The sequence below is a fragment of the Pseudoxanthomonas winnipegensis genome (genome assembly GCF_004283755.1).
Taxonomy (GTDB): Bacteria; Pseudomonadota; Gammaproteobacteria; order Xanthomonadales; family Xanthomonadaceae; genus Pseudoxanthomonas_A; species Pseudoxanthomonas_A winnipegensis.
In genome coordinates, this window is record NZ_SHMH01000012.1 from 13,458 (window position 1) to 28,508 (window position 15,051).

The 15,051-nt window shown below is 68.8% G+C and carries 13 protein-coding genes; 8 read left to right on the top strand and 5 right to left on the bottom strand.

Going from position 1 to position 15,051, the window contains the following annotated elements:
- Positions 1–47: 47 nt before the first annotated feature.
- The 5 genes from argS (at position 48) to EAT51_RS18805 (ending at position 5,067) form a co-directional block, all read left to right on the top strand.
- Positions 48–1,739: an arginine--tRNA ligase gene (gene argS, locus EAT51_RS18785; RefSeq protein ID WP_130521759.1), complete on the top strand. Its 1,692-nt coding sequence runs from the start codon at positions 48–50 to the stop codon at positions 1,737–1,739.
- Positions 1,740–1,766: 27 nt separating this feature from the next.
- Complete coding sequence (locus EAT51_RS18790; RefSeq protein WP_130521758.1) at positions 1,767–2,585, top strand: SPOR domain-containing protein; 819 nt, start codon at positions 1,767–1,769, stop codon at positions 2,583–2,585.
- A complete protein-coding gene (locus tag EAT51_RS18795; RefSeq protein ID WP_130521757.1) occupies positions 2,582–3,031 on the top strand; it encodes a hypothetical protein in 450 nt (149 codons plus the stop codon). Before EAT51_RS18790 ends, EAT51_RS18795 begins: the two co-directional genes overlap by 4 nt.
- On the top strand, positions 3,028–4,230 hold the full coding sequence (locus EAT51_RS18800) for a dienelactone hydrolase family protein (protein ID WP_130521756.1): 1,203 nt from the start codon (positions 3,028–3,030) through the stop codon (positions 4,228–4,230). Before EAT51_RS18795 ends, EAT51_RS18800 begins: the two co-directional genes overlap by 4 nt.
- Positions 4,231–4,317: 87 nt before the next feature.
- Positions 4,318–5,067 carry an SDR family NAD(P)-dependent oxidoreductase gene (locus EAT51_RS18805; RefSeq protein ID WP_130521755.1) on the top strand — a complete coding sequence of 250 codons (750 nt, stop codon included), beginning with the start codon at positions 4,318–4,320 and terminating at the stop codon, positions 5,065–5,067.
- A 29-nt stretch (positions 5,068–5,096) separates the two neighbouring features.
- Here the strand turns inward: EAT51_RS18805 and EAT51_RS18810 are convergent, their stop codons facing one another.
- The 4 genes from EAT51_RS18810 to EAT51_RS18825 form a co-directional block, all read right to left on the bottom strand.
- Complete coding sequence (locus EAT51_RS18810; protein WP_130521754.1) at positions 5,097–6,233, bottom strand: acyltransferase family protein; 1,137 nt, start codon at positions 6,231–6,233, stop codon at positions 5,097–5,099.
- A 103-nt stretch (positions 6,234–6,336) separates the two neighbouring features.
- Complete coding sequence (locus tag EAT51_RS18815) at positions 6,337–7,083, bottom strand: LytR/AlgR family response regulator transcription factor (protein WP_130521753.1); 747 nt, start codon at positions 7,081–7,083, stop codon at positions 6,337–6,339.
- Positions 7,080–8,147: a sensor histidine kinase gene (locus EAT51_RS18820; protein ID WP_130521752.1), complete on the bottom strand. Its 1,068-nt coding sequence runs from the start codon at positions 8,145–8,147 to the stop codon at positions 7,080–7,082. The genes EAT51_RS18815 and EAT51_RS18820 overlap by 4 nt, the downstream gene beginning before the upstream one ends.
- Before the next feature lie 5 nt (positions 8,148–8,152).
- Entirely contained in the window at positions 8,153–8,677 is a 525-nt protein-coding gene (locus EAT51_RS18825) for a nuclear transport factor 2 family protein (RefSeq protein ID WP_130561901.1), read from the bottom strand.
- Positions 8,678–8,973: 296 nt separating this feature from the next.
- On the opposite strand from EAT51_RS18825, the gene EAT51_RS18830 reads away from it, so the two are divergent.
- Positions 8,974–9,984 carry a pyridoxamine 5'-phosphate oxidase family protein gene (locus tag EAT51_RS18830; RefSeq protein ID WP_130521750.1) on the top strand — a complete coding sequence of 337 codons (1,011 nt, stop codon included), beginning with the start codon at positions 8,974–8,976 and terminating at the stop codon, positions 9,982–9,984.
- Between the two features lie 315 nt (positions 9,985–10,299).
- On the opposite strand, the gene speA is transcribed toward EAT51_RS18830, so the two are convergent.
- Entirely contained in the window at positions 10,300–12,189 is a 1,890-nt protein-coding gene (gene speA, locus EAT51_RS18835) for an arginine decarboxylase (RefSeq protein WP_130521749.1), read from the bottom strand.
- Between the two features lie 165 nt (positions 12,190–12,354).
- Here speA and speE point away from each other — a divergent pair, with 165 nt between their 5' ends.
- Together speE and EAT51_RS18845 are read left to right on the top strand one after the other, a co-directional pair.
- Positions 12,355–13,215 (top strand): polyamine aminopropyltransferase, encoded by an 861-nt coding sequence (speE, locus tag EAT51_RS18840; RefSeq protein WP_130521748.1) that lies wholly within the window; start codon positions 12,355–12,357, stop codon positions 13,213–13,215.
- A 569-nt stretch (positions 13,216–13,784) separates the two neighbouring features.
- On the top strand, positions 13,785–14,900 hold the full coding sequence (locus tag EAT51_RS18845; protein ID WP_130521747.1) for a glycerophosphodiester phosphodiesterase: 1,116 nt from the start codon (positions 13,785–13,787) through the stop codon (positions 14,898–14,900).
- The last annotated feature ends 151 nt before the right edge of the window (positions 14,901–15,051 follow it).

Below are 15,051 nucleotides of genomic sequence, written 5' to 3' on the forward strand. Positions count from 1 at the left end.
GTGGGCTAAAATGTCCGGTCCCGCGTGACCCATCGAGCCAGAACCCCGTGAAATCCGATCTGCGTGCCCTTATCGCCCAGGGCATCGACGCCCTGCGCCAGGCCGGCACCCTGCCCGCCGAGACCGCCACCCCGGACTTCACCGTCGAGCGTCCCAAGACCCGCGAGCACGGCGACTTCGCCACCAATGCCGCCATGCTGCTGGCCAAGCCGGCGCGCAGCAATCCGCGCGCCCTGGCCCAGGCCCTGGTCGACGCGCTGCCGGCCAGCGCCGATATCGCCCGGATCGAGATCGCCGGACCCGGCTTCATCAACTTCCATCTGGCCAACGCCGCCTACCAGCGCGAGGCCGTGGCCGCGCTGACCCAGGGCGCGCAGTACGGCCGCAACGCGTCCGGTGCCGGCCGCACGGTCGGCGTGGAATACGTCTCGGCCAATCCGACCGGCCCGCTGCACGTGGGCCACGGCCGCGCCGCGGTGATCGGCGACTGCCTGGCGCGCGTGCTGGCCGCCAACGGCTGGAACACCAAGCGCGAGTTCTACTACAACGACGCCGGCGTACAGATCGAGAACCTGGCCAGGTCCACCTATGCGCGCTTGCACGGCCTCAAGCCCGGCGACGCCGACTGGCCCGAGGCGGCCTACAACGGCGACTACATCGCCGATGTCGCCGCCGCCTACCTGCGCGGCGATGCCATCGAGATCGAAGGCCACACCATCACCGGCGCCCAGAACATCGAGGACCTCGATGCCATCCGCCGCTTCGCCGTGGCCTACCTGCGCCGCGAGCAGAACGCCGACCTGGCCGCCTTCGGCGTGGGCTTCGACGTTTACTTCCTGGAGAGCGCGCTCTACCGCGACGGCAAGGTCGAGGAGACCGTCGAGACGCTGATCAAGTCCGGCCACACCTACGAGGAAGGCGGCGCGCTGTGGCTCAAGTCGACCGACTACGGCGACGACAAGGACCGCGTGATGCGCAAGTCCGACGGCACATACACCTACTTCGTGCCGGACGTGGCCTATCACCTGTCCAAGTGGCAGCGCGGCTACGAGCGCGCGATCACCGAGCTGGGCGCCGACCACCACGGCTCGCTGGCGCGCGTGCGCGCCGGCCTGCAGGCGCTGGACGTGGGCATCCCCAAGGGCTGGCCCGAATACGTGCTGCACCAGATGGTCACGGTGATGCGCGGCGGGGAGGAAGTGAAACTGTCCAAGCGCGCCGGCAGCTACCTGACCCTGCGCGACCTGATCGAGGAAGCCGGCGCCGATGCCACGCGCTGGTTCCTGATCGCGCGCAAGCCCGATTCGCAGCTGACCTTCGACATCGACCTGGCGCGCGAGCAGAGCAAGGACAACCCGGTCTTCTACGTGCAGTACGCCCATGCGCGCGTGTGCAGCCTGCTGCGCCGCGTCGAGGAGAAGGGCTATGCGGCCTACGATCAGGCCGCCGGCATCGCCGCGCTGCCCTCGCTGGAGGACGCCGCCTCGATCGCGCTGATGGTGGAGCTGTCGCGCTATCCGGAAGTGGTCGAAGCGGCCGGCGTTTCGCTGGAGCCGCATGCCATCGCGCAATACCTGCGCGAACTGGCCTATGCTTTCCAGGCCTGGTACGACGGCGAACCGATCCTCATCGACGATGCCGATGCGCGCAACGCGCGCCTGGCGCTGGCCCTGGCGGTGCGCCAGGCCCTGGCCAACGGCCTGGACCTGCTGGGCGTGTCCGCGCCCGAGCGCATGTAAGACGACTTCTACGAGAACAAGAACAAGATGGCGGCACGACGCGGTAAATCCCAGGCCAAGCGCACCAACGGCAACGGCACGCCCGGCTGGGTCTGGCTGATCGCCGGGCTGGTGCTGGGCGCGGCGGCGTTCTTCATCGTGCCGGACCTGATGAAGAAGGACGGCGACACCTTCCTGCGGCCCAAGCCCAACCCCGACGCGCGCCCCGCGCCGGTGAGCGAGGACGACAGCGCCACGCCGCCCGCCTCGGCCCCGGCCGAGACCGGAGCCGCGCTCGCGGCGACGGCCGAAACCGCCAAAAAGTCGCCCGAGCGCCCGACCCAGTACGACTTCTACACGCTGCTGCCGGGCCGCGAAGTGCAGATGTCCGATGCCGAACTGGCCGCCAGCGCGCGCGCCGAGGCCGATCGCAAGGCCAAGCTGGCCGCGCAGCAGGCGCGCGAGGACGCGGCCAAGAACGCCGGCCAGCCCCAGCCCATCGCCGAGACCACGACCGCCGCCGCCCAGCAGCCCACGCCGCTGGATGAGATCACCAAGGTGCCCTCGGCCACGCCGACCCAGACCACCGTCGCCCAGGCCGCCGCGTCCAATGCGGTGGCCAGCGCCGCAGGCGATGTCGCCTACATCCTGCAGGCCGGCAGCTTCAGCGCGTCCGGCGATGCCGAGGCGGTCAAGGCCAAGATCGCGATGCTGGGCCTCAGCGCGCGCGTGGAATCGGGCGACTCGGCCGGCAAGACCGTCTACCGCGTGCGCATGGGGCCCTACGCCACCGCCAGCGAACTGGCCGAGGCCAAGCAGAAACTGGCCAGCGGCGGCCTGCCGGCGATGCCGATCAAGGCCCGGTGATCGCCCCGGCGACCCAGCGCGAGCGCCTGATCCTGGCGGCCGCGGTCGCCTTCACCTTGGATTTGCTGCTCGGCGTGCTGATCTGGCGGCTCCTGCCGCCCGGCTGGCGCGTGCTCGAGCTGCACGGCAACAGCCTGATCCAGCCCGCGCACTGCCTGGCCGGCGCCTTCAGCCTGCTGCTGGGCGGCTGGATCGGCGGGCGACGCTTTCTTCCGCTCGGCGTGGCGCTGATGTTCGCCCTGCAGCTGCTGGCCCTGGGCCTGCTGGTGCAGCTGGCCGACCGTCACATGCCGCAGCGGCCGCTGTGGCTGACGATCCAGGACGTGCTGGCCAGCAACGTGCTGGGCGTGGGCCTGCAGCTGCTGGCCGCCGCGCTTGGCGCGCTGGCCGGCGCGGCGCTGCACGCGCGCCGCCCCCTGTTCCCTTCTCCTCAGGAGCCCACGTGACGAGGATCCGGTCGCTAGCCACGCTATTGGCACTGCTATGCGGCGCCATCAACTGCTGCCATGCGACAACGTCGGTGGAGCCTTCCGGTTTCCGGTTCCATCAATCGCGCGGGCCTTACTCCGTCGGCCTGAAAGTCGTTGATCAATTCGATGAAAAGCGCGCCATGCCTGCCTTGGAAGGGGACAAGTCGGCGCGGGACGCCCGCGGCCGCCCTTTGCAGACGTTGGTCTGGTATCCGGCGAAGGGAGAGACCCGAGCCGCAATGACGGTCGGTGACTACGTCGCGTTGGCTGCCACGCAGTTTCACTTCGACATGCCGGATGTGAAGAACCGCTGGGCAGCCTCGCATCTGTCCGAATCGGCCGACGTGCGGCTCTGGGCAGTCCGCAACGCCACGCTGGCCACCGGTCGATTTCCAGTCGTAATCTATTCTCCAAGCCAGTCGTCGGTGGCCTGGGAAAATGCAGACCTGTGCGAATACTTGGCCAGCCACGGCTACGTGGTCATCGCCAGCCCCAGCATGGGCGCGACAACCTTCGATTCGGAAGACAATCTTGCCGATGTCAATGCGCAGGCAAGCGACATCACTTTCCTGATTGACTATGCCGAGACGCTGCCGGATACGGACATGTCCGAACTGGCCGTCGTCGGTTGGAGCTGGGGCGGCCTGGCCAACCTGCTGGCCGCCGCCCGCGATTCTCGTATCGACGCGCTGACTGCCCTCGATGGCAGCATGCGCTACTACCCAGGATTGATAAAAGCCGCCGGGGATGTACATCCGGAACAGATGCGGATCCCGCTCCTTTTTTTCACTGAAGGCGAGATCACACTGGAAGAGCTACCGGACTTCTATGCTCAAAATCTATACGCCACCGGTCCCAGTGCGCTCAATACCTGGGGTGGCAGTCGGATGATCGTTCGCATGTTCGGCATGCCGCACCCCGGATTCAGTTCGATGTTCCAGCGTCGCCAGACTGCGCAGAAATTCGCCGAAAACCAAAAAGCTGATTACGATCGGGGCGATGTCAATACCAGCTACGCCTGGATGGCGCGCTACACGTTGCAGTTCCTGGACGCGTTCCTCAAGCAGGACGCCTCGGCCAAGGCATTCCTCAAGAATACGCCTGCTGGCAACGGCGTACCTCGACACTTCATGTCCGTGGATTTTCGCGCCACTCCAATCAACACCTCGCCATGACAACATGGGTCCGCGATATGCGGGGCTCCTCTCCCGCCCGCAAGCATATCCACCGTCCATTGCCTAACCGAGTATCAAGGTAATCACATGTCCAAGACTGTCCTAATCACCGGCGCCACCTCCGGCTTCGGCGCCGCCGCGGTGACCCGCTTCGCCAACGCCGGCTGGAAGGTGATCGCCACCGGCCGCCGCGCCGAGCGGCTGACCCCGTTCGTCGAGCAGTTCGGCAGCGAGGTGGTGCACGCCGCCGCCTTCGACATCCGCGACGGCGCCGCGCTGGATGCGGCCCTGGCCGCGCTTCCTGCCGGCTTCGCCGACATCGACGTGCTGGTCAACAACGCCGGCCTGGCGCTGGGCACGGTGCCGGCGCAGCAGGCGGACCTGGCGCAGTGGCAGCAGATGATCGACACCAACGTGACCGCGCTGGTCACCATCACGCGCAAGCTGCTGCCGGTGCTGATCGCCCGCAAGGGCGCGATCATCAACATTTCCTCGGTGGCGGCCACCTATCCCTACACCGGCGGCAATGTCTACGGCGGCACCAAGGCCTTCGTGCGGCAGTTCTCGCTGGGCCTGCGCAGCGACCTGCACGGCACCGGCGTGCGCGTGACCAGCATCGAACCGGGCATGGCGCAGACCGAGTTCACCCTGGTGCGCACCGGCGGCGACCAGGCCGCCTCGGACAAGCTCTATGGTGGCGCCACGCCGATGACGGGCGAGGACATCGCCGAGCAGATCTTCTACGTCGCCACGCTGCCGGCGCACCTCAACATCAACCGGCTGGAGATCATGCCGGTGAGCCAGTCCTTCGCCGGCTTCCAGGTCGCGCGTCAGTAAGTCTCTCTGCCTGCGCCGACCGCGGACGCTCAAGCGGCGTCCGTGGCCGGCATGGGTGTGGTGCGCGGCCTGAGCACGCGGCCGCGCAGGCGCAGGAACGGCCGCTCCACCGCGTAATGCAGCAACGCGGCCGCCAGCAGCGACGCGCCGCCATAGACCAGCACCTGCGCAGCGCCCCAGCCGGCGATCGCCTGGCCCAGATGGTCCTGCACCTGCACGAACACGGCCTTGTGCACCAGGTACAGGCTGTAGGACACGCCGGCCAGCCAGGCCGCGCCCGGCAGCGCCCAACGCCCGATCAGGCTGCTGCGCCCCGCCCCGGCGAACACCAGCAGCGCCAGCCCGATCGACAGCACCGGCCAGCCCACCGCGTTGCCCACCAGCCCGGTTCGGTCGCGGAACAGCCACAGCGCCAATGCCATCACCGCAAGCCCTGCTACCAGCGCGCCGTTGGCGTACCGCTGCGCGCGCGACCATAGCGTGGGGCGGAAGGTCTTCAGTGTCGCAAGCAGCACGCCGCAGAGCAGGCCGTCCAGGCGGTTCCAGGTCGGGTAGTAGAGATCCTCGATGAACCAGTTGCGCTGCGCTGCGCTTGCGGCCTCGGCGGCGGTGTCGTGCAGCCAGATGCCGGCGCGCAGCGCGATGCCGCCGACCAGCACCAGCGCCGCCAGCAGCGCCACCTTCCACGCGACCGGCCTGCGCATCAGCCACCAGGCCAGCACGGGGAACACCAGATAGAAGTGCTCCTCCACGCACAGCGACCAGGCGTGCGAGAACGCGGGCCGGCTGTAGTCGTTGCCCAGGTTCATCACCATCAGGACGAACTTCCACAGCGGCTCCATCTCCGGCCGCTCGCGCCAGGCCGGCACCAGCGCATACAGCGCCAGCACCACCCAGTACGCCGGCAGGATGCGGAACGCGCGCCGCAGATAGAAGTCGCCGAACCGCAGCGGCTGCGCGCGCGACAGCGGTGCCAGCACCTGCCCGCCGATCAGGAAACCGCTGAGCACGAAGAACAGGTCCACGCCCATCCAGCCGTAGCGCGACAGCCAGGTCCATTCCGGCGCCAGTCCACCCACCACCCAGGCATGGAAGAACATCACCCACACGATGGCGATGGCGCGCAGCAGGTCCAGGCCCGGGTAGCGAGCGTCGGTGCGGATCATCGGGCCAAGCCAGGCGTACAGGAGAAGTGGGAAAGTCTATGTCCGCGCAGTGTGCTTGTTGCCGCCGTTGCGCCGGGCCGTGCCCCGCCTGCGGTGAAGCGCGTCAGCCCGAAGCGCCGGTCAGCTGGGCGCGCAACGCATCGACATAGGTGCGGCTGACGCGCAGCGGCGCACCGTTGTGCAGCCGCAGCAGCGCGTCCTTGTTGGAGAGCGGCTGCAGTTCGGCCACGCAATCCAGCCTGACCATGGTGGAGCGATGGATGCGCACGAAGCGCGCCGGATCGAGCTGGGTCTGCAGGCGCTGCAGCGCATCGCGCAGCAGGTATTGCCGGGATCCCACGTGCAGGGCGACGTAGTCGCCGTCGGCCTGGAGATATTCGACCTCCTCGACCGGCACGAACACGATCCGCCGCCCCACCCGAACCTCGAAGCGCGTGAGCGGCTCCGGCCGCGGCTCGTCGGGCGGCGGGACGGGAACCGAAGCGCTCGCCTGCAGCCGACGCCGCACGCGGGCCAGGGCGTCGGCCAGGCGTTCCTCGTCCAGCGGCTTGAGCAGATAGTCCAACACCTCCAGCGCGAAGGCCGGCACGGCGAACTCGGCGTGCGCCGTCAGCAGGATGACCAGCGGACGTGCGTGCGCCTCCATGGCCTGGAGCAGCGCGATGCCGTCCAGGCCAGGCATCTGGATATCGAGGATCAGCACATCCGGGCGGCACTGCGGGAGGCCGGCCAACGCCGCCTCGCCGTCGGCGTACTCGCCCACGACCTGGACATCCTCATGGCGCGCGAGACCGGCGATCACGCCGCTGCGCGCCAAGGGCTCGTCATCGATCACCGCGATCCGGATCACGCCGCATCGCCTCGCGGATCCAGGCGCTGGAACGGAATCGCGATGGCGACCACGTACACGCCGTCCTCCAGCCCGGCGGCGAAGGCGTGGCGCTGCGGATAGAGCCAGGCCAGGCGCTGGCGCACGTTCGCATGGCCCAGCGTTCGTCCGCCCTGCGCCTCATCGTCCGGCGCGAGATCGTTGACCACGCGCAGCTGCAGCTGCCCGGCGCGCGCGTGCAGCGCGATGGACAGCCGGCCCGCCGCGCTGCGTCGGGCGATGCCGTGGCGGATCGCGTTCTCCACCAGCGGCTGCAGCAGCAGCGACAGCAGCGACGCGTCCAGCACGCCGGGCCCGATGTCCCACTCCACGCGCAGGCGGTCGCCCAGCCGCACCTGCTCGATGGCCAGATAGGTCTCGGTCATCGCCAGCTCCTCGGCCACCGACACTTCATGGGAGGGCCGATCCAGCGTGGCGCGCAGGAAGCCGCCCAGCCGCGCCAGCATGGTGCGTGCCTCCTCGCCGCGCGCCTGCGCCACCAGCGAGGACACGCCATTGAGCGTGTTGAACAGGAAGTGGGGATTGAGCTGGTAGCGCAGCGCGCGCAGTTCGGCATCGCGCGTGGCCAGCAGCGCCTGCGCCTGACGGCCCTGGGCCTCCTTGAGTGCGTGGGAGTGCCCGACCAGCGCATTGGCTGCGCAATAGGCGATCAGCGCCAGCCAGCAATCGTCGACGCCGAAGAACACGCGCGGCCAGCGTGGAGGCTGTGCCCCGGACCAGCCCATCGCCTCGGGCAGCAGGAAGCCCAGCACGTTGTTGACCACCGCCATCAGATACGTCACCGCCAGCAGCAGCGGCACCGTCTTCCACGGCGACCACCCGGCTCGCCAGAGCGCACGCTGCAGCCAGATCAGCACCGGCACCCAGGACAGGAAGGCCAGCAGATACAGAGTGCGGTAGGCCAGCGCATGCCCATGCCCTACCGCCGGCACCGCCATCACCAGCAGGCACAGGCCGATCGGCAGCGCCGCCATCAGCGAGAGGCGCCACGGCGGTGGCGAGAAGACCGACGCGTCCGGCGCCATCGCCGTCAGCTGGCCCGCGCGGGATCGCGCATGGTCCAGACGACCGAGATGATCTTCCAGCCTGCCTCGGTACGGATCAGCTGCCACATTTCCCTGCCCCGATTGGTCTGCCTGCCGTTCTCCAGGTAGGCGTAGTCGAAGGCGACCGCGGCGATCTCGCCGTCGGTGTCGATCCTGACGTCGGAGAACACTTCCTCGCTGGCCTGGGCGCTGGTCACGATCGAGTCGATGAAGCTGAGGTAGTTGGACTGCGGGATGTAGCGGGCCTTCCTCGCGTCCGGCTTGACGGCACGGAACCGCGCCAGGCGCGCATCGTCGTTGACGAACTGCCAGGTCATCCGGGCCGGGTCCTCGGAGAAGAACAGCGCGGTGAACCGCGCCTTGTCCTTCTCGGCGATGGCGCTGCGGAAGGCTTCGACGACCTGCCCGATCGCGGACACGTCGCGCTCGCTGTTCTGCGTGGCCAGCGCGGGCTGGACGGTCAGGGCGAGCAGCACGAACACCAGCGCGGCCTTGGATCTGATTGCCATGGGATCGAGAGACGTCAGTGAGGGCGACGCCATTACTCCACGCGGCGCGGCATGACGCCATACGCCTTCCGGCTCCATGCGCCGAGCCGTGCCCGCGATGCGCCGGACGGCCATCCGGCAGCTGTGCGAGCGAGGCCCAGCGCGCACTTCAGCGAAGTCGCTGGGCCATGCGCGGACGGGCGTGATAACGTGCGCACGCCAGCGTCGTGCCAGCGATCTCACCCGATCGATCGAGGAATGACGATGCTGCACACCTGCCCTGTTCCCTGCCCGCCGCCACTGCCGGTGCGGCGGCCATGACCACCCGGATCACCGACGCCGACACGCTGCAGCGCTGCATCGGCGCGCTGCCCGGTCCGCGCGACATGAAGGTCATCGACCACCTGGACACCTGGGCGGTGCGCTGGCTGCAGGCCTCGCCGCTGGCGTTCTTCGGCTTCGGCGACGCCGAAGGCATCGCCATCACCGTCGGCGGCGGCCCGACGGGATTCGCCCGGACCGATACGCCGACCACGCTGGATCTGCCACCCACCCGGCTGGACGATCCGCGCCTGGCGCGCGCCGGGCAGAGCTTCTGCTCGCTGTGGCTCGTGCCGGGGCTGGGCGAGACCCTGCGCATCAACGGCCAGGTCGCCGGGGTCGAGGACGGCCGGATCGGCATCGCCGTGCGCGAATGCTATCTGCACTGCGCCAAGGCGCTGATCCGCTCGGACTTCTGGCAGGCCGCGCCCGATCCGCTCACCGCGCCGCTCACCCCCGTCCAGGCGGCCGCCCGCAGCCGCTTCCTGGTCCTGGCCACGGTCGATGCCGCCGGCCAGGCCGACCTCAGTCCCAAGGGCGATCCGGCCGGCGCCCTGCTGCAGGCGGACGAGGCGGCGCTGTGGCTGCCCGACCGCCCCGGCAACCGGCGCGTGGACAGCTTCCGCAACCTGCTCGAACAGCCGCGCCTGTCGCTGGCCGCGCTGGTGCCCGGCCAGACGCGGCTGCTGCACGTCCGTGGCACAGCCACGCTGACCACCGATGCCGCGGCCCGGGCCCGCCTGGCCGTCGGCGACAAGCCGCCCAAGCTGGTGACCCGCATCGCCCCGGCGCACTGGGCGGTGCGCGACAGCCCCGCCCTGGCCGCCGCCGCGCTGTGGCCAGCGACCCAGCCTCCCGACGACCTGGCGCCCGCGGAGATCTTCAAGGCCCATGTGCGGCTCAACCGCAGCAGCGGCCTGCAGGCGGCGATGGTGCGCGCGGCGGTCGCGGTGCCGGGACTGGTGCGCCACGGGCTGGATCAGGACTACAAGAAGAACCTGTACTAGGCGGCGCGATGGCCGCTGCATCGTCGTTCCCGCGAAAGCGGGAACCCATGGACGTTCGCATGGGACGCGCAAGGCGCTGGGTTCCCGCGTTCGCGGGAACGACGACTGATAGATCATGTGGGTCAGCGCGTCGCTGCGTGCCGTGCACGGCGCGTAAGTCCATGGATCCCCGCTTTCGCGGGGATGACGAGGTGAAGTATTGCTGCGGCTCTAGTGTCGCTTCGGCGTGATTTCGCTTGGGCTTCTGATCCCTAATCCCTAATCCCTAATCCCGAATCCCAACGCGCACCGCCCAGATCGCAGTGAAAAACAGCCCTACGCCAACGGCTCATCCGAAAGATACGTGTACCCCGTCAGCCCCGCCTCCAAGGCAGCCGACAGCTCCTGCGCGCGTTCGGTCGACAGGTCGGCGGCGGCCACGCGCTGGGCATAGGCGCTGCGCAGCTCGGCCAGGGAATAGCCCACGTAGTCGAGCATCACGTCGGTGGTGTCGCCGCGGCGCTGCTGGGTGATGCGCGTGGTGCCGTCCTGGCAGGTGACCTCCACCGCGTCGGTGTCGCCGAACAGGTTGTGGATGTCGCCCAGGATCTCCTGGTAGGCGCCGACCAGGAAGAAGCCGATGCGGTAGGACTCGCCCGGCTTCATCGCATGCAGCGGCAGCGAGCTGTCCAGACTCTCGTTCTCGACATAGGTCTTGACCATGCCGTCCGAGTCGCAGGTCATGTCGCAGACGATGCCGCGGCGCTGCGGGCGCTCGTCCAGGCGCTCGATCGGCACGATCGGGAACACCTGGTCGATGGCCCACACGTCCGGGATCGACTCGAACACGCTGAAATTGACGAAGTACTTGTCCACCAGCCGGTCGTTGAGCTCGTCCAGCACCGGGCGGTGGCTCTTTTCCTCGTGGCTCAGGCGCGCGCGCACGCCGTGGGCGATGGCGTAGAACAGATCGTCGATGCGCGCGCGGTGGGTCAGGTCGATCTGCCCCAGCGCGTAGGCGGCCAGGCCTTCGGCGTGGAAGTGCTGGGCCTCCTGGAACAGCTCCACCGCCGGGCGCGTGTCCAGCTCGTCGTGGATCTCGCGCAGGTGGCGCACCGCGGCCGGTTCGTCGTCGTGCGCATCGGGCACGCGGCCCTCCGGCGCCTGCTCGACCTCGGACACGTTGGCGATCAGCACCGCGTGGTGGGCGGTCATGGCGCGGCCGCATTCGGTGACGATGCGCGGCGGGGCCAGGCCGTGTTCCTCGCAGGCCTCGGCCAGCGGCTGGACGATGTTGCCGGCGTAGGAGCCCAGCCCGTAGTTGATCGAGTAATAGCTGCGCGAACGCGTGCCTTCGTAGTCGATACCGAGCCCGCCGCCGACATCGACATGGCTGATCCTGGCGCCCAGCGCGGAGAGCTCGACGAAGTAGCGCACCGCCTCGCGCATGCCGTTGGCGATGTCGCGCACGTTGGAGATCTGGCTGCCCATGTGGAAATGCAGCAGGTTCAGGCAGGCCGCGTACTCGGTATCGCGCAGGGTCTTCCACAGGTCCAGCACCTGGCGCGGGGACAGGCCGAACTTGGCCTTGTCGCCGCCGCTGTTCTGCCACTTGCCCGCGCCCAGCGAGGCCAGGCGCATGCGCACGCCCAGGCCGGGCATCACCTCCAGCGCCTTGGCCTCCTCCAGCACCAGCTTCAGTTCGGAGGGCTTCTCGATGACGATGAAGGTCTCCAGGCCCAGCTTGCGGCCGATCAGCGCCAGGCGGATGTATTCGCGGTCCTTGTAGCCGTTGCACACGATCAGGCCGCCGGGGCGCGAGAGCGCCAGCACGGCCATCAGCTCGGGCTTGCTGCCGGCCTCCAGGCCGAAGCCCTCGCCGTGGTGCGCGGCCAGCGTGCCGGCCACGCCGCGATGCTGGTTGACCTTGATCGGATAGACCGCGGTGTAGCCGCCGGCGTAGTTCCAGTCCGCCTGGGCCTGGGCGAAGGCCGCCTGCAGCTTGCCCAGGCGCTGGCCCAGGATGTCGGGAAACCGCACCAGCAGCGGCAGCTTGGCGCCCTCGGCGCGCGCGGCGTCGACCACCTCCGGCAGCGCCACCACCGGGCCGCCCGGGCCCTGCGGGGCCACCGTGATGCGCCCGGCCGCGTCCACGTCGAAATACCCATCGGCCCAGTGCGGGATCGAATAGGTCTTGCGTGCCTGGTCGGTGGACCAATCGCTCATCGTGGTGCGGCCTGTGCTGTCGTGGGGAAACGGCCGCGAATTGTAACGTCCGCCCGGGTTGGCTTCGTTACAATGCGCCGCCTCGCGCGCCGGGGCTGCCCGTCGCCGCGCCTGTTATTTCGACCGGCGGCCGCGTCCGTCCGCCTTCGCACGCAAGGAATTCCCATGACCGACAACGACTCCTGGTACATCGAACACTTCCAGCCCACCGGCTCGGCGATCGGCTTTCGCCTGAAGGGCAAGCTGGACGAAGTGCAGTCCCCGTTCCAGAAAATCGAGATCTACGACAGCACCGACTGGGGCAAGTTGATGGTGATCGACGGGGCGATGATGCTCACCACCAAAGACAACTTCTTCTACCACGAGATGATCAGCCACCCAGTGCTGTTCACCCACCCGAACCCCAAGCGCGTGGTGATCATCGGCGGCGGCGACTGCGGCACCCTGCGCGAGGTGCTCAAGCACCCGGGCGTGGAAAGCGCGACCCAGTGCGACATCGACGAGCAGGTCACGCGCATGGCCGAGAAGTATTTCCCCGAACTGTGCGAATCCAACGGCGATGCCCGCGCCGAGCTGCTGTTCGACGACGGCGTGGCCTACATGGCCAACTGCCCGGCGGGCAGCGTGGACGTGGTGATCGTGGACTCCACCGACCCGATCGGCCCGGCCGAGGGGCTGTTCAACCAGGCCTTCTTCGAAAGCTGCTTCAAGGCGCTCAAGCCCGACGGCCTGCTGGTGCAGCAGTCCGAATCGCCGCTGGCGCTGCTGGACCTGATCCGCGACATGCGCGCGGAGATGGGCAAGGCGGGCTTCAAGTCGTTCAAGACCCTGCCCTTCCCGCAGCCGTGCTACCCGACCGGCTGGTGGAGCGTGACCATCGCCTCCAAGGACGCCGGCGCGGACTTCGCGTTCCGCGTCCAGGACGCCGAAGCCAAGCCGTTCCAGACCCTGTACTACACCGCCCACCAGCACACCGGCACGCTGGTGCCGCCGCCGTTCGTGGCCCAGGCGCTGGGCGAAGGCTGATCCCCGCCCGCGCCCGGACAGGGCGCACGCCAGCCAACCCAACGCCGCGCGGGGCAGCCCGCGCGGCGTTTTCCGTTGCATGCACCTGTTGGCGAAGCTTGGCAGCGGATGGAACCAAGTGCTTTGGGTCTTGCGGGCTTCGCCCGCGCCCTCCCCCTCAGTCGCCAGCCGCGACTTCGAGCTCTCCCGGTGGGAGGGGGCTCACAAAGAAAAGAGATCAGAACGTCTTCCGACCGAAGCCTTATGACTTGACGCGCGAGGCAGCGGGCCGGTGGGCGGTGGCCGCGCCTAGCGAGGCAGGAAGCCGAGCGCCCGAATCAGGGCAGGATGCCCTGATTGAAGGAAAAGCGGCCACCGCCCGCCGGACCGCTGCCCTTCCGCAGCCGAGACGCGCACGCGCTGCGATCCCGCGATCCCGCGATCCCGCGATCCCGCGATCAGCAAAAGACTCCTTGTCTTCGAAGGACTCCAGCCCAGCCCGTAACGCAATGTCACCCACACGCCATCCCCGCATGCGAGGCTGCACGGTCACGCAGGGGCGACCACGCGCGCCTGCTTCCAAGGAGTGCATGATGCGATCGACCCTGTTCCTGATGGCCTGCATGGGCGCCACCCTGTCCTTCCACGCCGCCGCACAGGACACGCCACCGACCCCGGTGCCGAGCGACCGGCCCCTGGTGATCGGCCACCGCGGCGCCAGCGCCCTGCGCCCCGAACACACCCTGGCCTCCTACGCCAAGGCCATCGCCGACGGCGCCGACTACATCGAACCCGACCTGGTCTCCAGCAAGGACGGCGCCCTGCTCGCGCGTCACGAGAACGAGATCGGCAGCACCACCGACGTGGCCGCGCACCCCGAGTTCGCCGCCCGCCAGACCACCAAGACCATCGACGGCCATGCCGTCACCGGCTGGTTCACCGAAGACTTCACCCTGGCCGAGCTGAAGACACTGCGCGCGCGCGAACGCCTGCCCAAGCTGCGCGGCACCGCCTTCGACGGCCAGTTCCAGCTGGTCACCCTGGACGAGATCATCGACTTCACCGCCGCCGAGTCGGCCGCGCGCGGACGCGTGATCGGGCTGATCCCGGAGATCAAGCATTCGACCTACTTCCAGCAGCAGGGCCTGCCGATGGAGGCCAAGGTCGTGGCCACGCTCGATGCGCACGCCTACACGCGCAGCGCGCCGGTCGTGATCCAGTCCTTCGAGATCGCCAACCTCAAGCAGCTGCACGCCCTGCTGGGCGATACGCATCCCAACGTGCGCCTGGTCCAACTGATCGACGCACCGAACGAGCGCCCCGGCGACGTGCTCGCCGCCGGCGGCAGCACCACCTATGCGCAGATGCTCACCCCGCAGGGCCTGAAGGCCATCGCCCAGTACGCCCAGCTGCTCGGCCCCGCCAACCGCATGCTGCTGCCGCTGGACGCCCAGGGCAACCTGGGCAAGCCCAATGCGATCATCGCCGACGCGCATGCGGCCGGACTGAAGGTGGTGCCCTACACCTTCCGCCCCGAGAACGCCTTCCTGCCCAAGGACCTGCAGCAGGGTCGCGCACCGGCCACGCGCAGCGACGCCGGTTCGATCCGCGAGATGCGCGCCTTCCTCGATGCCGGCGTCGATGGCTTCTTCACCGACGATCCGGCCCTGGGAAGACAGGCAGTAGACGGCTGGCATAAACCCTGAGGAACGCGTAGCGCCTGCGCCGCAGGACGTCACAACGCGCGTATCGCCCGGCACGCGTGCAACGCCGCGCCAACTTCGTAAGAAAGTTTTCATGTTCGTCGGTCAAGGTGTCCGGGCGCCTACGCGCCTTCCCTTGACCAACGACGCTTCG